Below are 19,464 nucleotides of genomic sequence, written 5' to 3'. Positions count from 1 at the left end.
ATGGTGGGTTGGGTTTTGCCCTAGAACTTCTCGCCAATACCGAAGTTAATGCGGGATTCTCCCTCTCCAGTAAAGCCTAGGTCAATGCGGATGGGCCCTACGGGGGACTGGATTCTTACCCCTAAACCGTAGCCCACACCGGAACCGGGCAAACCTCTAACGATCGCCGGAAAACCTGGTACAGCGCCCTGGGAACCAAGGTTAGAGCCGTAGTCCACAAACAAAGCTCCTCCCACCGCTGCGATAATGGGAAAACGATATTCTGCCGTAGCTTGGAAGAAACTACGACCATTGCCCAGTTCCCCTTCTTGATAACCCCGCACGGAGTTACTACCCCCCAAAATGAAAGCTTCATAGGGTGGTAAATCCCCCAGCACAGTTCCCGCTTGCACGTTGAAAGCCACCGTTTGGGGCTGGGTGGATTCCACAAGGCCAAAGCCGGTCAAATCCAGCCAGTTAACTGGAATGTAGTAGCTATAACTACCCCGCAACCGGGTCATCATAATGTTGCCGGTGCCAACGGGAATAGTTTGTTCTGCCCCAAAGCGCACTAGGGAACCACTGGTGGGTTGCAAAGCATTGTTGCGATTATCCTGGGAAGCACCAAAGGAGAGGGTAAACAGCTCATCCACCCCATAATCACTGAAGGACAGGGGCTGGGAATTAAAACCATTTAAAGGGGCAGAAAAGGGAGACAGGGCCCCGGCGGCATTTTCAATGCGGACATTTTGATAGCCAAAACCCGCTGACAAACGCCAATCCGGTGGGGCAAACACATCATCGGCGATCGGTCTAAAAAAGGTCAGCCCTAAACCAGTACGTACAACCCTAGGACTGTCAAAGCCGTTAAAGGTACGAATGGAAGAATCAGCCCCGTCAAAAACGAGGGAAATGGTCCGGCGGCGGAAAAGGTTAGCAGTGTAGGAAGTGCGGAATGGATCGCCACCAATCCACGGGTCGGTAAAGCTAACATCAAACAACAACTCCCTTTGACCTACTTGGGCTTCCACCCCAATGGTTTGGTTGTTGCCCCCCAGATTTCTTTCCTGGTAACTGATGGTACCAAATAGCCCACTGCTGCTACTGATCCCCCCCCCGGCGGCGATCGATCCCGTATTGCCTTCTACTACATCAACGTTGACAATTACTTCAGTGGGATCACTGCCGGGATTAAATGATAACCTGACATCTTCAAACAGTCCCAGGCTATACACCCGCTGTAAGTCCGTTTGGGCTCGATTGCGGTTAAAAACGTCCCCCGGCTTCAAGCGCATTTCCCTGGTGATGATGAAATCCCTGGTTCTGCCCTGCACCGGCTCGTCTTCCGAGTCAAAAAAGCGCACTTGGATATTCTCCACAATGCCCTCGGCAATGACCAAGGTTACCTGGCCATCAGCCCCCACCTGGGGAGACCCCACCACCTGGGCCAGGTCATAACCCTGGTTGGAATACCATTCATTGATGGTTTTAATGCCCTCTTGTAATTCTCGTAGGTTGAGAATTTTGCCGTACTGTTCCCCAAAGGTTTCGTCCACCACTTCCTGGGGCAGAATTCGTTCCTTGCCTTCGGCCGTTTCCGGTACTGTGCGTATGTTCAAGCCGGTGAAAACGGGGTTAGCCTGGACTTCAAAGGTCACCCTCACCCCTAGAGGGGTATCACTGGGGGCTACCCGCACATTACTAAAATAGCCGGTGGCATAGATGGCGTTGACGTCCTCCTGCAACTGAGTACGGGTAGTGGTCCGGCCTGGTTGGGTGCGAATGGCGTTATAAACCAGCAACTCCAGTTCCGGGGTGGTGCCGGTAACCAATACTTCACTGACCAATACCCTTGGTTCTTCCTCGGCTGGGGCTGGGGTAGTAGTACTAGGACTGGCTGGAGGGGTAAAACTAGGCAGTGTCTGGGTGGGTCCCGGGGTTCCCTCGGTGTTAGTGGGAGGGGCATCGGGGGTAAAAGAGGGAGTTTCCTCCGGCGTTTCTTCCGTTACTCCGGTGGTTTCCTCCGTTGCCTCCATTTCTACCGCTTCAACTTCTTCTTCCACTGCGGCCTGGGCCATCAGTGGTGATTGCGGCTCAACGTGATCGGTCTGGTTATCGGTCTTTGTTTCGGCGATTAAATTTTCCTGTTCTACCTGGGCTACCCTTGGAGCAACCTGTGCAACGGCATTGCCATGGGGTAATTCGTTAGCTTGAGCTAATTCCGCGGAATCAACGGGGGCCATGGGGGGCAAATCATCAACCCCGACATCTAAATTACCCGCACTAATCTCCATTGTCTGGCCCAGGCGATCGCCGTCAATTTGCTCAATTTCAGGAGGGATAACACTGATCTCGCCATTCTCGCCATTGAGGGCGTTTATGACGGAGGGGGCAGCTTCCTGGAGAGTTGAATAATTAGAAGCTTCTGACTCGGAAGTGGGGCCGGGGAAATTAAGTTCTGAAGATGGCGAAACTAATAGCTCCGTGTTGTCCCCATCGGCCAACATATTTAGGGGGGAAAATGCCTGAGTTGCCTGGGCTGGAGATGCCCCCAGAACAAGACCACTGGTTAACAAAAGAAGTCGATAGTAAGGAGAAAGAATCACGCTTTTGTTCTGGTTTGACACGTCCTGACACCCAATTCAAGCCATTAATATTAATACGGACACGGGGGGTATGGAAAAATACCCAAAAACAACGCCGCGATGGCTAGAGATTCGCCGCGATTGCTTGCCCATTATCGAGTCCTGTCGGTTTCCTGACAAGCCGTTTGTGCAAGGTTTTAAACTGGTAGGTTGACCCAGACCCGTTGGAAAGGTTCCACACCAAGCAACGATGATCAGAAGGCACCCATTTGGGACTGCAGGCGTTCAATTTGGCTTAAAACCCGTTTTTCCACTGTTTGATAAGCGGCTTCAATTGAGCCCAAATCCCGCCGGAAACGATCTTTGTCTAGTACTCTGGCCTGGGGATCCGCCTGGGCGTTATCCCACAAACGACAGGTATCCGGGCTAATTTCATCGGCTAAGATGATTTTCCCTTGGCGATCGCCGCCAAATTCTAACTTAAAGTCCACTAAGGTGATATCGCACTGGGCAAAAAACCTCTGCAGATGCTGATTGATATTCAAAGCCAAGTCCTTTAGGGTCTGTAATCTCGCTTCATCGGTAACCCCCAACAGCAAGGCCCGTTCCCAGGTCAGGAGGGGATCCCCTAAGGCATCATCTTTGAAATAAAACTCCACCAACGGATTGGGCAGTACTAAGCCTTCCTTCAAACCGGTTTGCTTACAAAGACTGCCGGCGGCAATATTACGCACCACAACCTCCAGGGGAATGATGTTCACCGCTTTGACCAACATTTGGTCATTTTGGGGGCAGTCAATGTAATGAGTGGGAATCCCTAGGGTTTCTAACCACCGGAATAGGGCCGCTGAAATGGCGCAGTTAATGGCTCCTTTGCCCTGGATCTGGCCTTTTTTTTGGGCATTAAAGGCGGTGGCATCGTCCTTAAAAATAGTTAGCAGTACATCTGGGTCCTCGGTGGGGTAGAGGATTTTTGCTTTGCCTTCGTACAGTTTTTCCATGGAAAAGTTACCAAAATGGATGGAGGGCTCTGGGGGCCACATCTGCACTGATTTTAGCGGAGATGGGCATTAATCCCTGGTAGGAGGAAAGGAAAGATTACCATGGTGATGTGGGGTTTGATGACCCCATTGGCCTAGGGAGAAAGAGGAGCCAATCAGATGTTAAAGGCAGTATTGTTAGACTTCAATGGCGTGGTAATCAACGATGAAGCGATCCATCGCAGTCTGATTGACGAGCTATTGTTGACTGAGAATTTGCGTCCCCTCACTCCAGCGGAGTACCAACAGTTTTGTTTGGGCCGCAGTGACCGGGCTTGTTTGGTGGATTTGTTTGAGCATCGGGGCCGGGGGTTAACGGAAGCCTATTTGCAAAAGCTAATTGACCGCAAAGCGGAGAGCTACCATCAAAAACTGGTGGCCCTGGAAACCCTGCCCATCTATGGCGGACTGAAGGAGTTTCTCGAAAAGTTGCAGTTACGACGATTGGCGATCGCCTTGGTGACGGGGGCCGTTAGGTCAGAGGTGGAATACGGATTAGACCGGGCTGGGCTAGCAAGGTACTTTCCAGTCATTGTGGCGGGGGATGATATTGCCAGCAGTAAACCCCAGCCGGATGGCTATCAACTGGCTATTCACAAACTCAATCAATGGCGGCAGAGCCAAGCGGTGACCGATAGCTTGCTCGATGACATCGCTCCCCTGTTACCGGAAAATTGTCTGGCGATCGAAGATACCTTTGCCGGCATTGAAGCGGCGAAAAAAGCCGGTATGGCCGTGGTTGGCATTGCCCATACCTATCCCTATCACTTTATGCAAAGGCAAGCTAACTGGGCAGTGGACCGTTTTGATGAGTTGGATCTAGACCGTTTACAGGTGATTTTTTCCCGGCCCAAACTGGCAGTGTGAATCCTTCAAACCCTGGTTAAAACTGCAAAAAGTAGCTTGAGAATTAGTAAAAATAGGGCAATGGTTGCTACTACGGCGATCGCCCCGGCAATAGCGGCAATAATGACCGTAACTAGAACCGGGAAATCAAGTTGGGTCGCTAGTTCGACAATCTTTGGCCAACGGCTCAAACCCGGCACAGCTAATAGGGCCAGAATGGTTAGGGTATTGAGGCTCAACATTTCCGTTACTTCTAACCAACGCTTGAATTGGGCCAAGATTATCCCCGCCACCACCATGCCCAAAATACCCAAACTAATATTGGTCTGGGGAAAAAGGCTCACAGCAATAATGCCCCAGAAAACCAAAGCGGAACCAGTTAAAGCCCCTTGGAACAGAACTTTGAGAACCGGCAAATTTTGTACCGCCTGGCTAATTTTACCCGGTGTCTTTGGCGCTGTTAGGGGAGAAGCAGAACTTGCTGGGGTTGGTTGAATTTGGGTATTGGTACCTTGGGGAGTGGAAACTGTGGCCCCTGGCGGAGCTTTACCCTGATTGCCTTTACCGCCGTTCAGCACCGCCAAAACCTCTTCCGCACTGGCGTAACGGTCCTTGGGAGTGGGTAAAAGCAAACGGTCAATCACATCGGCCAAGGGCTGGCTCACCTTCAAACCAGGCGATCGCCAATTCCATTGGTTATGGTAAGCGTCGTACAAATCCTGGGCTGTTTTGCCCGTTAACAGGTAAAGACAGGTCACAGCCAAAGCATATAAATCCGTGGCGGGATAAACCTGGTTACCAGCCATCTGTTCCGGTGGCGCAAAACCCATGGAGTAAATGCCCGTGGAACCTTCGTTACTGGCCCCCACCCCGGCGGTTGCTTGCTTTACTGCGCCAAAATCCAACAGATACAATTTGCCCTCTTGGTCCCGCATTAAATTAGACGGTTTAATATCCCGATGAATGGCTCCGGTGCCGTGGACGAAACTAAGAATTTTTAGCATTTCCGTCAGCACCCAACGCACTTCCGCTTCCGACAGGGGGCCATGTTTTTCAACGGTTTTTTCCAAATCCTGACCGTTAATAAATTCCTGCACCAAATAAAAAAACTGATCCTGTTTACCAGTGCGGGGATCGTCCACCAACAGGGGAAAATAAGCAAATAAATCGGGAATCTGGTCATGGCGATTGCCCAACTTTTCCAACACCACCGCTTCCCGTTCAAATAGGGACAAAGCCAAATCTAATTGCTCTTGATTTAAATTCCCTGACGGTTGAAATTGCTTCACCACACAAAAACGCATGGTGGGGGTAAATCGATCTAGGGCCAGATAGGCCGCCCCAAAGCCCCCCTGTCCCAGGAGTTTCACTGGCAAATATCTGCCCGCCAAAATTAGTGGCATCCGACAACTGGTGCAAAACCTTTGTTGTACTGTTTGCAGAGTATTGCGATTATCCAGGTCAGGAAAAGAATTTAAACGGGCACAACCGGGGCGGGTGCAGAGCAGATCCATTGGCTGGTAAGGGTCTGATAGGTTTGGGCGGACTCAGCCCCAGTTTATCTTGTTTTTCTATTAACCTCGGCTGGATGGTGGGTAAAATGGGCTTGGGTTGATTTCTTTAACGTTGGTCGATCGCCTGTTCAGTTTTGGCGTCGAACAGATGAATTTTTTCGGGGTTGATTGTCAGCCAGAGTTGTTCCCCCACCTGGAGGGGATGATCGGGGGCAATGCGGGCTTGGATGGTGAGATCCGGCTCTGTCACTAAATGGGCATAGATAAAAGTATCGTTACCGAGGGCTTCAACCAAATTTACTGTGACAGGAAAAGCGTTGGACCCTTCGGTACTAGGGATAAAACTTTCTGGCCGTACCCCTAGGATCAAGGAACGACCTACGTAGGGGGCCACCAGTCCATGCCACTTTTCCGGCAGATTGAGGGCAAAGGCAGGATGTTGCAACACTGAAGCCGATGCCACTTTGAGGGTAAAAAAATTCATGGGAGGAGAGCCGATAAATTCCCCCACAAAACGGTTGGCGGGTTGATTGTACAAAGTTAAGGGGGGCGCAATTTGTTGAATTACCCCTTGGTTAAGCACCGCAATACGATCGCCCATGGTCATGGCTTCGGTTTGGTCGTGGGTAACGTAAATGGTGGTGGTGCCCAGTTGCCGCTGAATTTGCACAATCTGACTGCGGGTTTCTGCCCTTAGTTTGGCATCCAGGTTGGACAGGGGTTCATCCATCAAAAAGACTTGGGGATTTCTGGCGATCGCCCGACCGAGGGCCACCCGTTGCTTTTGGCCGCCGGATAATTGTTTGGGCAGCCGGTCTAGTAAATGGTCAATTTGCAATTGTTGGGCCACTTGGTTGACCCGTTGAGCCAGTACTTTTTCCTGGGCAGAAAGGTAGTGTAAAGATTTTGGCAAAGGTTTGGTAATGCCCCGTAAACTGTCCCCTACCCAGCGGGGGAATTTATCTTCAGTCTGATTATTTTCCCGATCCAGCATGCGCCGCAAACCAAAGGCAATGTTGTCGTAAACACTCAGGTGGGGATAGAGGGCATAGCTTTGGAACACCATGGCAATGTCCCTGGCTTTGGGCGGTAAATCATTTACCCGGCGATCGCCAATGAGAATATTACCCCCTGTAACGGTTTCCAAACCAGCAATGAGCCGCAGTAGAGTACTTTTACCACAACCGGACGGCCCCACCAGCACCATAAATTCCCCGTCGGCAATTTCCAGGTTAATGGCCTTAAGCACATTCACTGTTCCTCCGTCTTTAGCTTTGTTTTTGCCTTGGGCGGGGAAACTTTTGTAGAGATTTTCGACAATTACCTGGGCCACAGCGGAAACCGAAATCAATTTACATCAAGGCATCCTAGCATCTTCATTGGGGCTATTTTGGGGATTGGTTAACTCCCTAAAATTTGCCGCAAACTGGTTTCTAAATCTGGAGCCTGGAACTGAAAATCTGTTTTGCTAATGGCCCCCGGCAAAACTTCCTGCCCCTCCAGCACTAACTTGGCCCCTTCCCCCAGCAATAATTCCAACGCAATATCCGGTACGGGCAACCAGGAAGGACGGGCCAAAACTTTGCCCAGGGTGTGGCAAAATTCCTTCATCTTGACTGGGTTGGGCGCTGTGGCATTGTACGTTCCCCGTAAAGTTGAGTCCGTTAAAGCTTTATCAATTAAAGCAATTAAATCCCGGCGATCAATCCAAGAAAACCATTGTTCTCCACTGCCCAATGGCCCCCCAGCAAAGAGTTTGAACGGTGGCAACATTTTGGCCAACGCTCCCCCATCGGCCCCCAGCACAATGCCAATGCGAAAAACTACTAACCGAACTCCCAACTGTTCTACCTGGTGGGCGGCATTTTCCCACGCCTGACAAACTTCCGCCAGAAAATCATCTCCAGGCTTACTACTTTCCGTAAAAGTCGCCGTCTCGCTGGTGCCGTAGTAACCTATGGCTGACCCAGAAATCATTACTTGGGGTTTTCTATCCGCTTTGGCGATCGCCTCCACCAACTTTTCTGTGCCCAGCTTTCTGCTATCAAAAATCTCGGCTTTGTAAGCTTCTGTCCATCTTTCCGAAATGGGTTCCCCCGCCAAATTAATCACCGCATCCTGGCCATCAACGACCTTTTGCCAGTCCCCGCTTTTAGTGGCTTCATAGGCGATCGCCTTTAACTGGGGGAAACTACCGGGGGCAAATAACCGTTGGGCCTTAGACACACTACGCACCAGCAAAGTTAGCTCATGGCCCTGTTGATGTAGTAGAGGCACCAAAGAGCACCCCACAAAACCCGTCGCCCCAGTCAAAATAATTTTCATTAATGTACGTCTCCCACCACCAGCAGTAATGTGATTTTGACAATTGACAACCCTCCCCATCTTAGGGGGAACGGTCCTTAGTGACCAACTGGCCATGACCCTGGGGGGAGTAGGAGTAAGTTAAAATGAAAACCTGCATTGTGCTGTCAATGTTCCCCAGAGGATCTACCCAATGATTGAGATGAGAGTAGCTGGCATTGCCCTCGATGCGGTAAGTCGCAGTCCCATCGTATTGCTCAAGGATGGATCTGAACGGCGGGCATTACCCATTTATATCAGCCAAGACCAAGCTCGGTCGATTATCGGAGCCCTGGAAAATCAAAAGCCCACCCGTCCCCTCACCCATGACCTGATGGTCAATCTCCTCACCACCTGGGATGTGGACCTCAAAAAAATTATTATTCATTCCCTGCAGGATAATACCTTTTACGCTGTGCTCTGTTGTGCCCAGGGGGATCAAATTAGGGAAATTGACTGCCGCCCCAGTGATGCCATTTCCCTCGCGTTGCGGATGGACAGTCCCATTTGGGTGATGGAAGAAGTGTTGGCCGATGCTTCCATTCCCGTGGATCGAGATGCGGACGAAGAAGAAAGACAAGCTTTTCGGGATTTTCTCGACAATGTTAGCCCGGAAACCCTGATCAAACAGGCTCGCCTAAGTTCCGATAGCTTTGAGGCGGAATCCGATAGTTAGCCCCCTCAAAATCATTAAGCAATATTTAGTTCAGGTTAATAAATGGTGGTTGTAGATCTCTCAACGAAGGGCGATTGCCATGGAAACGGAAAAGAGCGAAAAAATAATTTCCCTTGGTTGATTGCTAAACTTAATTGTTGATTGAACCTTAAGCCTACTGTTACTGTGCCCATGACTGTTGTCCCCGACTACCTTGCCCACCTCAATCCTTCCCAACGGCGGGCGGTGGAGCATTTTTGTGGCCCTCTTTTGGTGGTGGCCGGGGCCGGCTCAGGGAAAACTAGGGCACTAACCTACCGCATTGCCCATCTAATTCGTCAGCATCGCATCAATCCGGAAAATATCCTGGCGGTAACCTTTACCAATAAAGCCGCCAAGGAAATGAAGGAACGTTTGGAAAAGATTTTTGCCCAAGCCTGGGCCCAACAGGAATTTAGCCAACGGTGGGAATTGTTGGGGAAATATGAACAAAAACAGTTGCTTTCCAGGGTGTACAAAACAGTTACGAAACCCCTCTGGATTGGCACTTTCCACAGTCTATGTTCTCGTATTCTCCGCTACGACATTGATAAATATCAGGACAGCAGTGGCCGCCGTTGGACAAAACAGTTTTCCATTTTTGATGAAAGTGACGTGCAAAGTTTGTTTAAGACCATTGTCACTAAGGATATGGATTTGGACGAAAAACAGTTCAATCCTAAGAGTATTCGCTACCAGGTCAGTAATGCCAAAAACCTCGGGCAATCACCGGAGACCTATCTAAGGGAAAATCCCAGTTATAAAGGTAGGGTCATTGCGGAAGTTTACCAAGCTTACCAAAATCAATTGGCCGCTAATAACGCTCTAGATTTTGATGATTTAATTCTCATCCCTACCCGTTTATTTCAACAAAATGAATCAGTTTTAGGCTACTGGCACCGAAAATTTAACCATATTTTGGTGGATGAATACCAAGACACTAATCGCATCCAATATGATTTAATTCGTCTGCTGAGCACCAATGGGGAAGAACGGCAGTCGGAGTGGGATTGGCGGGGGCGTTCCACTTTTGTGGTGGGGGATGCAGACCAATCTATTTACAGTTTCCGCATGGCAGACTTTACCATCCTGCTCAATTTCCAAGAGGATTTTGGCGATCGCCTGTTGGATGGGGAAACGACCACCATGGTCAAACTAGAGGAAAATTACCGTTCTCGGGAAAATATCCTCCAAGCGGCTAACCATTTAATTGAACATAATAGCCAACGGATTGACAAGATCCTCAAGGCTACCCGGAGTGGCGGAGATGATATTATCCTTTACCAGGCGGATGATGAAAGGGATGAGTCCCGTTTTGTGATTAATAAAATTCTGAGCTTAAGGAAAAATAACCCAGAATTAAATTTTGGTGATTTTGCTATTTTATATCGCACCAATGCCCAATCCCGGGCCTTTGAAGAACAGCTATTAAATAATAATATTCGCTACAATATTGTCGGTGGTTTTCGCTTCTACGATCGCCAGGAAATTAAAGATGCCATTGCCTATCTCCGGGTGTTAGTTAATCCGGCGGATACGGTCAGCTTGTTGCGTATCATCAATACTCCCCGGCGGGGCATCGGTAAATCCACCATTGAAGGTTTTGTTAATGCCTCTAAGGAATTGGACATTCCCCTGTGGGAAATTATTACCGACGAAACTTCGGTGAATACTCTGGCCGGGCGATCAGGTAAAAAAACCCTGCAATTTGCCCGCATGCTCCAGGAAATCCAAAGCCAAATTGGTGAGCTTTCTGCGTCGGAAGCCCTCAGCTTAGTGTTGGAAAAATCCAATTATGTGGACGACTTAAAGCAAAAAGGCACCGAAGAAGCGGATAATCGCCTGGCCAACCTGGGGGAATTGGACAATGCAGTGCGACAGTTTGAAGCAGAAAGTGAAGACCCTAGCCTAGTGGATTTTTTGGCTTCAGCATCCCTCACTTCCGACCTTGATGACCTGGAGGAATCCGGAGACGAAGTGTCCCTCATGACTCTCCACTCTGCTAAGGGCCTGGAATTTCCAGTGGTCTTCTTAGTGGGGTTGGAGCAGGGCACTTGCCCCCACGCCCGCAGTTTAAATGATCCTTTGGATCTAGAAGAGGAACGCCGTTTATGTTACGTGGGCATTACCAGAGCCCAGGAAAATCTCTTTTTGACCCATGCTCGCATGCGTTACATCTGGGGTTCTTTAGAAACCAAAATACCGTCCCAATTTCTCCAGGAATTACCACCGGATTTATTGGCCGATGGCTCAACTGGTCGTAGAACTGGTCGCAATGCTCCTGCCGCCGATCCCAAGGGACCTTCCATTGCCCAAAAACAAGCCCGAAAAAAAACTGGTTCCCAGTCCACTCAACCGGCTAAAGACCTAATCTGGAATGTTGGCGATCGGGTAATGCACAACAATTTTGGAGAAGGCACTGTGACCCACATTTTAGGCAAAGGCCATAAAGCTAATTTGGCCATCAAATTTCCCGGCATTGGTGTGAAAATTATTGACCCCAGTTTCGCCCCTCTACGCCGCCTTTGACTAACGTGAGTTCGAGATAAGAAAGAGGACTGAACAATGGGCTAAAAGCTTTATAGATCAATACATTCGGCAATGACATCAGACTCATGATTTCTGTTTTTTCATCCTCACAAGTGATTTTTTTGAAGTCCTGAAGCCCCAAATCCCCCAGTGTAGCTGGCGAAAAAGCCTCCATTGCAGTCAGAGCAATACTTCTAAGGATCGGCTTAACCCGAACTCGCGTTAACTACCAAAATTTTTCCGTTGCGAATACTAAGCCATGCTCCACTTCAAGAATCTTGAGGCCCTTGCCTTGAAGGCTTTTCGTCCGAAACTGTAACTTTTTGTTCAAATGCGCACGTTGGTCTTCTTAGAAACAGCAACCATTTCACCCTTGCCAGAAGGTAGCGGAGAGTCCAGCAATTAAGATAGGGACTGAGAAAGCGCCATCCTTCCCGATGGACTCGCCTGTGATAGAAAACCAGCGTGTAAGCAAAATCGCGAATTCTTCGTCCCCAGTAGATTTTTTGAATGCCACCGAGATCAAGGCGAATGCCATGGCGACTGTAGTTGGCATAGTTGAGAGGATTAAGGGGTGTGAGTTGCTGCTGTTGAGCTAGACTATCATAGGAGCGTCCAGGGCGAGTTTTAGGACAATCATCCGGTTCGATCCATTCACACAGCATCCAGGTGAGTCCAGCGGCATGGAACTGCGCTACGTCACGGGTGACATGCTGGGATCGCAAATATATTCCTACTGGTATCTCGGACCAAACGCCATGTTGCCAGACGAAATCCGGTTCGAAAAAGGCTTTAAATGCCCAGGAGTGCGTCTTCTCCCGGTATGTTATGTCAAGCCTAACTACCTGTCCAATCATTCCACTTCCAGCATGGCTGATGCGAAGTTCCAGAGTACCTTGCAGACTCTGAAGGTGGAGAGTTGTTTTTGGGAAGGGCTGCGGTGATCTTCCTACACTCTCTGCTAAGCGATCAAAAAAGGCAAGAAGTAGTGGTTCTGGCAAATAATCACAGAAAATACAAGGCAAATGACCGAAATACAAACGCTCATGCCCATTTTGCTGGCAAATGTTGCAGACGTAGCGGTAGAACTGCCAGGGAGAAAGAAGGGTTGTGCGTGCAAGGATATCGAGCTCGGTAGGGTCACAGGGTGAAATTAAAGGGTTAGAGGCGGAGGATTGAAAACGCTTCCAGAGGGTGAGAGTCAATGTAGTCGTTCGAGTGCAAAGACGCTGGGGTTAATATTTAACGTGAGTTCGGGTTAAGCCGATCCTTAGAAGTATTGCTCTGACTGCAATGGAGGTTTTTTCGCCAAGTACACTGGGGGATTTGGGGCTTCAGGACTTCAAAAAAATCACTTGTGAGGATGCAAAAACACAAATCACGAGTCTGATGTCATTCCCGAATGTATTGACCTGTAAAGCTTGTAGCCTATTGTCAGTCATCTTTCTTATCCCGAACTCACGTTACTTACAATACGAATAACCGAACAAAGGCGCAAGACTAGTTAAATCAGAGACTATTCTTCATAATATTCAGGCATTTTTTCCCGGCGGGTTTCCGGAATATTCACCCGGGGAGGGCTGTAGGGAGCAGGGGCCTCATCGTCGTCCCAGACATCGCCAGCCACTCCATCTTCATAATCATAATCCGGTTCTGGAGCAGAAGAACGGGAAGACGCTTCCCCCCAATTATCCACTTCATAATCATCTTCATATTCCGGCTCTGGATAACGCAGAGGGGCCACTTCCCGACGAGGGGGCGGCGCAGGGCGGGTATCTTGCCAATCGTCCTCGTTCCAACGCTCTTCCAACACGGGCTCCGGTTGACGGACTTGTACCGGTGGCCGCACGGGGATGCCACTGCCCAATTGATTTTCAGGGCGGGTAGTGGGGGGATAATACAAATCCTCTTCCATCCGTTCCCAAGAAGGACGGCCAATGCCAAGGCGTTCCAGTAATCCCACACTGAGTTGATTTAATCTTTCCTCTGCTCCTTCAAAAACGATCAAACGGTTGGGACCACTGCTCACCACCTCGTCAATGGAAAGCTCGTAGGTGCTGATAAGTTGGTCAGGAATTTGGGGTAATCCCAAGGAAGCGATGATAATGGAGGAAACTTTGCCAGTGGCGAGGTCAAACTGAAAATCCCTTACCCTACCCAGGGGTTCTCCCGTTTCAGTAACCACTTCGCTATTGACCAGAGGGGAATAGAGGTCCACTTCCACCAATTCAAAAACATCATCGTTTTCTACTAAGACCACGTCCCCGGTTTGGACAATACTGTTCAGGTAAAGATATTGGGGCATCCCGGTTAAAGACAAAAAGTTGTCCCGCAGTCCCAGGGCGACAATTTCTCGCTGATCGACATCGACTAGCACTTCTTTGACTACCCCCAGTTTTTTGCCGCTGCTGCGGGTAATAACTTCGGTGTTAATAAATTCGTTTCTAAGACGGATGTTATCAATGGTCATTGTGGTTTGGCGATCGCCGTGGTCAGAGGGGAGTTAAAACTGAGGTTGGGAGGATTGAGGTTTGATTAATTACGTTACAGAAAGCATTGGGAACGGAGTCGGGAATGGCCAGCGCAAAGTTGTTGCCAGTCAGTTTACTTTACTTCATGAAAACATTGTAGCGAATGGCTTGATTTTCTTGGGCAAAATTGCTAGGAATGCTTATTTAAGGGCAAAAAGCCATCCTAGTGACTGTGGAATGCCCCCCGTTCTGGAAAAAATGGCGCAGTTATTTCCGCTACCCTGACCCCCAAACCCCGGAGCATATCAGCCAATACCGGATCCGGTGCCAATCGCAGATAATCCAAGTTCACTTCTAGGGGCACATGGCGATTACCCAAATGATAGGCGGCCTTCAACAAAATAAGGCGATCGCCACTGGTGAGATGGAGCAGAGGTTCATCCGCTGCCAAAATAGTAATCGTTTCCCCTGTGGGAGAGCCGAGGCAATCCCCTGGACGTAAAAAACTTCCCCTGGGCAATTGAATAAATAGAGACGGAAAGCCAGGTTTATCAAAACGATAGCGGGTGCGACCCCTTTCCTCGGCGGTGAGGGGGAGGTCCCAGGTGGTGGCATCGGGTACTGTTTCTAGGCGATGATCAAAAATCACCATGGAGTATTAAATAAGAATTTGTCGGGGACTAACGGCGGAGATTAATGATTGCCCGTTGAATTTGGGTTTTCAGGTTGGCATTATTCTTGGCGGCTTCGGTGATGCGATTAAATTCTCCCGGCTTGAGTCCGCTTTCTTCAGCAATTTGTTTGGAACGATTGCAAAAATTAACGGCGATCGCCTGGGCGTTGCGGGGTAACTTGCGGATACTGTCCCGATTGGTGCAGGTAAGTTGGGGGGGAACCCGGCCAATGAGGGTTTGAATTTCCTCAAAGGCTTTTTTCCGTTCTACTTCAATGGCTAATACTGCCTTAGCATAGTGATTGATGCTCTCGGGGGAAAATTCCTGGGAATAGGCCGACCAGCGAAAGACAAGGGCTGTGGGGTGCCAACTTACCTCCGGCACCATTCCCCCAAATAAGCCGAGGAAGGCGAGAGTATTGGCAATAAAAAGTCGACTCAGAACACCGTTCAAGCCGCTTAAGGGACGTGAGCTAATAACCATGCGCCTAGTCGCTTTCGGGTGAATAGGATGACAAAATCCTAATGGTTTGCATTTTCTGTTTGAATTACTTTGCCGGGGATAAGTTCCGTGGAGGCTGTTACCCTGGGAAGGCGGGATCGTTTGGGGACGTAGATGGGAGCCAAATCCATGGAAGGAATGAACTTAAAACAAACGGCGATAGCAGACTTTCATCACGTTAGCGTTTTGCCCACGGCCCTGGTGGAAGGACTGGAGCCAAAGCCCGGTGGCTATTACCTTGATGCCACTGTGGGAGCTGGGGGCCACAGCGAAAGATTACTGAAATTAGGTATTCCCCTTGCCCTGACTATGATCGACCGAGATGTCCAGGCGATCGCCGCCGCCATGGAACGTTTGCAACCCTTAGTTGCGGATCGCAAAGACATAAGCATTAACACTTGGCAAGGTAACTTTGCTGATTTTCCCGGTCAACTCGAGCAATTTGACGGCATCATCGCAGATTTAGGAGTAAGCTCTCCCCAACTTGATCAAGGCGATCGGGGCTTTAGTTTTCGCCACACTGCTCCCTTGGATATGCGGATGGACCAAAGCCAGGATCTCACCGCCGCTGAAATTATTAACCACTGGTCCGAAAAAGATTTAGCCCGCATTTTTTATGAATACGGCGAAGAACGGCTTTCCCGACGTATTGCTCGGCAAATTGTCGAACAACGTCCCTTCCAAACCACTACCGACTTAGCAGAGGCGATCACCAAATGGGTACCAGGAAAATATCGCCATGGGCGCATCCATCCTGCCACCAGGACGTTCCAAGGTTTACGCATTGCAGTGAACGATGAATTAGGTTCCCTGGAAAAATTCATTGCCCAAGCTCCCCATTGGCTCAAAAGCGGCGGAAAGTTCGGCATTATCAGTTTTCATAGCTTGGAAGACCGCATTGTTAAGCACCGTTTTCGGGAAACGGAAAATTTACGGGTGCTGACCAAAAAGCCCATTATTGCCGGAGAAGAAGAGCAGAGGCAAAATCCCCGGGCCCGTTCCGCCAAATTACGTTGGGCCGAAAAAATCTAAGGAATTGGGGAAAGTCAAACCAAAATTGCTGATTTTTTCTGCCGGTTGTGGATTTACACGTCAGATAGTCTTAGTGGAATAATTGTTCCAATCTAAACGGTAATTTACAGGGTAGAAGGGTCAATACCCAATTCCCGCAATTTAGCAAAAGCTCGGTCTCTTTCCTGTTGAGCCTGATCCCTTTCTTCAAAAAGGGTTTCTGGATCTTTAAATGGCTCTCCGTTGGGGAAAAACAGTTTCAAGCCATCGGCAAACATTTCAAAGCGAATTCCTAGGGTTGGAGAAGTCCAGGGAAAATTGAGCAGGGTGATGGTTTTAAATTCTGCATCTGGGTGGGAACGCGCCTGACCCCAAAAGTCATAGGACTCTGGATCGTAAAAGAACATCTCTAATACTCCATACCGCCGATAAAACGTTTGCTTATGGAGCATTTCCCTGGCACTGTTACTCTCGGAAAGAATTTCAAATACTACCTGGGGAGCAATATGGTCTTCTTCCCATTGTTTGTAACTGTGTCGTTCCCCATCAGGTCTTCCCAGAACCACCATGGCATCGGGTGCCTGGCAGGGTGCGGGGGGACTGGCCACTTGTTCGGGATACCAAAGTAAATCCCCCGCTACAAAGACTGTTTTGCCCTGAAATAAATGCTTAAGATTGGTCACCAAACGGACAATCCAGTGATACTGCAGGGTATTGTCAGCCATGGGTTTACCGTCGGATTCCGGATATAGATCGGGAAAGTCGAGGGGAAGTAGGGCAGTTTGAACCATAGACTTTTACCGAATGAAATTGTACAAGCTCGTTCAACCTACTTAAGCTACTTAGAAGCGGTTTTGTTCACCTGTTGCATTAGCACTTCATAGGCCCTGGCAAATTGGGGGTCTTCCAGGGTGCCTACTTTTTCCCGATTTTGTTGCAATTCCTTCCGCTGGGCGTCGGTGAGTTCTACTTCCACATCGGGGTCGATGCCATGTTTATTGATGTCCCGACCGTTGGGGGTTAAATATTTGGCGATCGTCACTGCCATACCGGAACCATCCCCCAATTCCCGCACCGATTGTACTAATCCCTTACCAAAGGTTTTGGTGCCCACAATGACGGCCCGTTGATTATCCTGTAAGGCCCCGGAGACGATTTCACTGGCACTGGCGGAACCACCATCCACCAACACCACTAGGGGACGGTTACTCAACTGCCGCTTGTTAGCACTTTGTTGTTCCACTTCCCCTCGGCGATCGACGGTGGACACAATGCCCCCTTCATCCAACCAAATGCGAGCAATATCCACACTGGAATAAAGCAAACCACCGGGATTGGAACGCAGGTCGAAAATGTAGCCCACCACATTCTCTTTTTCCAATTTCTGCACTGCTTGGCGCATTTCCTCCGAAGCCTGGGCACTGAATTGATTTAAACGGATATAACCAACCCTGGCACCATTAATATCTTCCACTTGGGCCCGCACTGGATGAATTTCAATTAAAGTCCGGGTCAAAGGATATTCGATCGCCTGCCCTTCCCGCTCAATAGTGAGCACCACACTGGTGCCGGGCTTACCCCGAATTAACTTCACTGCGTCATCTACTTCCATGCCATCGGTGGACTTACCGTCAATCTTGGTAATTACGTCCTTAGAAAGAATGCCAGCGTTGTAGGCGGGGGTATCTTCGATGGGAGCCACCACCACAATTTTCTTCGTATCCTGGTCCTGGGTGATTTGAATACCCACCCCGGTCAATTCACCGGAAGTGTCGATACGCATTGATTGAAACTCATCGGGGGACATGAAGCGAGTGTAGGGGTCATTTAGCTTCTCCAGCATTTCCCGAATGGCGGTGTAGGCTTCTTCCTGGTTTTTGTAGTCCCGTGTTAGATAATCCTGGCGAACCGCTACCCAATCCTCACCGTTGAAAGTACCATCTACATAGGTGCGGTTGACAATCTGCCAAACTTCGTCAACCAGCTCCTTGGGATTATCCTGTAGGTAGCCCTGGGAGCGGGCCAATCGCAACCCAACCCCCGTCACCGCCACTGTTGTCAATAACAGAGCTGTAGTTCCCAAAATCAGACTGCGTTTTTGTTTCAACATGGGATTTACCGGACAGTTGGTGAAGATTAGTTAAGAAAATAAACCCTAGGGCGGTGCTTAGAGTCCTTGATTCCTAGGTTATAACATTTCAGAGATGATGGTTATTGAACTCCCATGACGGATTTAGTTGTGTCTGATTCCCTGAAAAATCGCCGGGAACAACTGATGTGGCAGAGGCGTTGGAAGCGTCTGCGCTCCTGCTGGCAATTTGTCTGTGTTTGTGGTTTGACGGGGGGCATGGTGTGGGTGATGAGCTGGCCAGAATGGTCTATCCGCTCCGATCGCCAAGTGGAGTTTTTGGGCAATAAGCTAGTCTCTAGGGAAACGTTATACGAAGATTTAGACCTGGAATATCCCCAGGCGGTTTGGCAACTTTCTACCCAGGCCTTGGGGGATGAACTGGCAAAAAATCCGGCCCTCCTGAGAGTAGAAGTCACTAGACAGTTATTTCCGGCCCAGGTAAATGTGGCCGTACAGGAACGACAACCGGTGGCGATCGCCGTGGCGGATCAGGGTCCGGGCTATTTAGACGGGGAAGGAAATTATATTCCTGCCTCCCTCTACAGCCAGGCGGTCAGAAAAACCCTGCCCCAAACCCCGCAATTTTTGGGCTACGGCCCCCAATACCGCAGTTTTTGGCAAACCCATCAAATTCTGATTCAACAGTCCCCTGTCAATATCCGGATTATTAACGGCAACAACCCCAGTAACATAAGTCTGACAACGGATTTAGGTTTAGTTTTCATAGGTTCTGACCTCTCTCGCTTCGGGCAACAAGTACAGGTTTTAGAAAAAATGCAGAATTTGCCCAGTCGGGTGCCCAAGGAACGTTTACTATTTATTGACCTCACAAATCCAGACAGTCCCAGCATTCAACTTCGTCCCCAACCCCCCAAGGAAAAAGCAGCCGTCAACAAACCCTAATATTTTTACCCTCCACTCCAGCCATTCTCCCGTGATAGAGGGAAAAAGCTCAGATTCACATTGACAAATTTGCTCAATATGCCTAGTGTAGGGACGATAGACCGCTGGGATTTGTGCTTGGGCGAGGGGATCTCTGTCGTCGTAAAAAGGCTTCAATACCCTGCTGCTTCGGAAGCGTTGCTCTCCCTGTGGTTGCTTTTGCGCCCTAAGAATTTGCTCATTTTGCTCCCCTAATACTTCCCC

At 49.3% G+C, this 19,464-nt stretch carries 16 protein-coding genes; 5 read left to right on the top strand and 11 right to left on the bottom strand.

The features are described from left to right. Window positions 1–20: 20 nt before the first annotated feature. Both H6G46_RS14235 and purC read right to left on the bottom strand, forming a co-directional pair. Window positions 21–2,606 carry an IAP75 family chloroplast envelope protein translocase gene (locus H6G46_RS14235; protein WP_010872142.1) on the bottom strand — a complete coding sequence of 862 codons (2,586 nt, stop codon included), beginning with the start codon at window positions 2,604–2,606 and terminating at the stop codon, window positions 21–23. 212 nt (window positions 2,607–2,818) lie between these two features. Further along, complete coding sequence (gene purC, locus H6G46_RS14230) at window positions 2,819–3,613, bottom strand: phosphoribosylaminoimidazolesuccinocarboxamide synthase (protein ID WP_010872141.1); 795 nt, start codon at window positions 3,611–3,613, stop codon at window positions 2,819–2,821. Between the two features lie 111 nt (window positions 3,614–3,724). On the opposite strand from purC, the gene H6G46_RS14225 reads away from it, so the two are divergent. Beyond that, the gene (locus H6G46_RS14225; RefSeq protein ID WP_010872140.1) at window positions 3,725–4,471 is read left to right on the top strand and encodes an HAD family phosphatase; all 747 of its coding nucleotides are present in this window, start codon (window positions 3,725–3,727) and stop codon (window positions 4,469–4,471) included. Window positions 4,472–4,476: 5 nt separating this feature from the next. Here H6G46_RS14225 and H6G46_RS14220 read toward each other — a convergent pair whose 3' ends face one another. The 3 genes from H6G46_RS14220 to H6G46_RS14210 all read right to left on the bottom strand — a co-directional run bounded on the left by H6G46_RS14220 (window position 4,477) and on the right by H6G46_RS14210 (window position 8,289). After that, complete coding sequence (locus H6G46_RS14220) at window positions 4,477–5,964, bottom strand: serine/threonine-protein kinase (protein ID WP_010872139.1); 1,488 nt, start codon at window positions 5,962–5,964, stop codon at window positions 4,477–4,479. 106 nt (window positions 5,965–6,070) lie between these two features. Further along, window positions 6,071–7,297: an ABC transporter ATP-binding protein gene (locus tag H6G46_RS14215; protein WP_010872138.1), complete on the bottom strand. Its 1,227-nt coding sequence runs from the start codon at window positions 7,295–7,297 to the stop codon at window positions 6,071–6,073. A gap of 68 nt (window positions 7,298–7,365) precedes the next feature. Beyond that, a complete protein-coding gene (locus tag H6G46_RS14210) occupies window positions 7,366–8,289 on the bottom strand; it encodes a TIGR01777 family oxidoreductase (RefSeq protein WP_014407090.1) in 924 nt (307 codons plus the stop codon). A 172-nt stretch (window positions 8,290–8,461) separates the two neighbouring features. Here H6G46_RS14210 and H6G46_RS14205 point away from each other — a divergent pair, with 172 nt between their 5' ends. Next, the gene (locus H6G46_RS14205; protein WP_010872136.1) at window positions 8,462–8,983 is read left to right on the top strand and encodes a bifunctional nuclease family protein; all 522 of its coding nucleotides are present in this window, start codon (window positions 8,462–8,464) and stop codon (window positions 8,981–8,983) included. A 165-nt stretch (window positions 8,984–9,148) separates the two neighbouring features. Then, window positions 9,149–11,530 (top strand): DNA helicase PcrA, encoded by a 2,382-nt coding sequence (gene pcrA, locus H6G46_RS14200; RefSeq protein ID WP_010872135.1) that lies wholly within the window; start codon window positions 9,149–9,151, stop codon window positions 11,528–11,530. 269 nt (window positions 11,531–11,799) lie between these two features. Here the strand turns inward: pcrA and H6G46_RS18500 are convergent, their stop codons facing one another. From H6G46_RS18500 to H6G46_RS14180, 4 genes are all read right to left on the bottom strand, one after another. Further along, window positions 11,800–12,735 (bottom strand): hypothetical protein, encoded by a 936-nt coding sequence (locus H6G46_RS18500; RefSeq protein WP_223211349.1) that lies wholly within the window; start codon window positions 12,733–12,735, stop codon window positions 11,800–11,802. Window positions 12,736–13,046: 311 nt separating this feature from the next. Further along, window positions 13,047–14,000: a PRC-barrel domain-containing protein gene (locus H6G46_RS14190; protein ID WP_010872133.1), complete on the bottom strand. Its 954-nt coding sequence runs from the start codon at window positions 13,998–14,000 to the stop codon at window positions 13,047–13,049. 224 nt (window positions 14,001–14,224) lie between these two features. Next, window positions 14,225–14,653, bottom strand: a complete 429-nt coding sequence (gene ureE, locus H6G46_RS14185) for an urease accessory protein UreE (RefSeq protein WP_010872132.1) — start codon at window positions 14,651–14,653, stop codon at window positions 14,225–14,227. Between the two features lie 28 nt (window positions 14,654–14,681). Further along, a complete protein-coding gene (locus tag H6G46_RS14180) occupies window positions 14,682–15,158 on the bottom strand; it encodes a DUF4168 domain-containing protein (protein WP_010872131.1) in 477 nt (158 codons plus the stop codon). Between the two features lie 156 nt (window positions 15,159–15,314). Here H6G46_RS14180 and rsmH point away from each other — a divergent pair, with 156 nt between their 5' ends. Further along, window positions 15,315–16,208, top strand: a complete 894-nt coding sequence (gene rsmH, locus H6G46_RS14175; RefSeq protein WP_010872130.1) for a 16S rRNA (cytosine(1402)-N(4))-methyltransferase RsmH — start codon at window positions 15,315–15,317, stop codon at window positions 16,206–16,208. Window positions 16,209–16,312: 104 nt separating this feature from the next. On the opposite strand, the gene H6G46_RS14170 is transcribed toward rsmH, so the two are convergent. Together H6G46_RS14170 and ctpC are read right to left on the bottom strand one after the other, a co-directional pair. After that, window positions 16,313–16,978 (bottom strand): Uma2 family endonuclease, encoded by a 666-nt coding sequence (locus tag H6G46_RS14170; protein ID WP_010872129.1) that lies wholly within the window; start codon window positions 16,976–16,978, stop codon window positions 16,313–16,315. Window positions 16,979–17,025: 47 nt separating this feature from the next. Beyond that, the gene (gene ctpC / locus H6G46_RS14165; protein ID WP_010872128.1) at window positions 17,026–18,297 is read right to left on the bottom strand and encodes a carboxyl-terminal processing protease CtpC; all 1,272 of its coding nucleotides are present in this window, start codon (window positions 18,295–18,297) and stop codon (window positions 17,026–17,028) included. A 114-nt stretch (window positions 18,298–18,411) separates the two neighbouring features. Here ctpC and H6G46_RS14160 point away from each other — a divergent pair, with 114 nt between their 5' ends. Beyond that, window positions 18,412–19,221: a cell division protein FtsQ/DivIB gene (locus H6G46_RS14160; protein WP_010872127.1), complete on the top strand. Its 810-nt coding sequence runs from the start codon at window positions 18,412–18,414 to the stop codon at window positions 19,219–19,221. Window positions 19,222–19,464 lie beyond the last annotated feature (243 nt).

Origin of the sequence: Synechocystis sp. FACHB-908, assembly GCF_014698595.1 — a bacterium.
Classification (GTDB): Bacteria; Cyanobacteriota; Cyanobacteriia; order Cyanobacteriales; family Microcystaceae; genus Synechocystis.
Note: the sequence above shows the minus strand (reverse complement) of the source record. Positions and strands in the feature narration are given on the sequence as shown.

Excerpts from the sequence above, each read along its gene's own strand:
- H6G46_RS14225 (WP_010872140.1), top strand. The coding sequence starts at position 3,725 with ATGTTAAAGGCAGTATTGTTAGACTTCAATGGCGTGGTAATCAACGAT.
- H6G46_RS14220 (WP_010872139.1), bottom strand. The coding sequence starts at position 5,964 with ATGGATCTGCTCTGCACCCGCCCCGGTTGTGCCCGTTTAAATTCTTTT.
- H6G46_RS14210 (WP_014407090.1), bottom strand. The coding sequence starts at position 8,289 with ATGAAAATTATTTTGACTGGGGCGACGGGTTTTGTGGGGTGCTCTTTG.
- H6G46_RS14205 (WP_010872136.1), top strand. The coding sequence starts at position 8,462 with ATGATTGAGATGAGAGTAGCTGGCATTGCCCTCGATGCGGTAAGTCGC.
- H6G46_RS14190 (WP_010872133.1), bottom strand. The coding sequence starts at position 14,000 with ATGACCATTGATAACATCCGTCTTAGAAACGAATTTATTAACACCGAA.
- ureE (WP_010872132.1), bottom strand. The coding sequence starts at position 14,653 with ATGGTGATTTTTGATCATCGCCTAGAAACAGTACCCGATGCCACCACC.
- H6G46_RS14180 (WP_010872131.1), bottom strand. The coding sequence starts at position 15,158 with ATGGTTATTAGCTCACGTCCCTTAAGCGGCTTGAACGGTGTTCTGAGT.
- rsmH (WP_010872130.1), top strand. The coding sequence starts at position 15,315 with ATGAACTTAAAACAAACGGCGATAGCAGACTTTCATCACGTTAGCGTT.
- H6G46_RS14170 (WP_010872129.1), bottom strand. The coding sequence starts at position 16,978 with ATGGTTCAAACTGCCCTACTTCCCCTCGACTTTCCCGATCTATATCCG.
- ctpC (WP_010872128.1), bottom strand. The coding sequence starts at position 18,297 with ATGTTGAAACAAAAACGCAGTCTGATTTTGGGAACTACAGCTCTGTTA.
- H6G46_RS14160 (WP_010872127.1), top strand. The coding sequence starts at position 18,412 with ATGACGGATTTAGTTGTGTCTGATTCCCTGAAAAATCGCCGGGAACAA.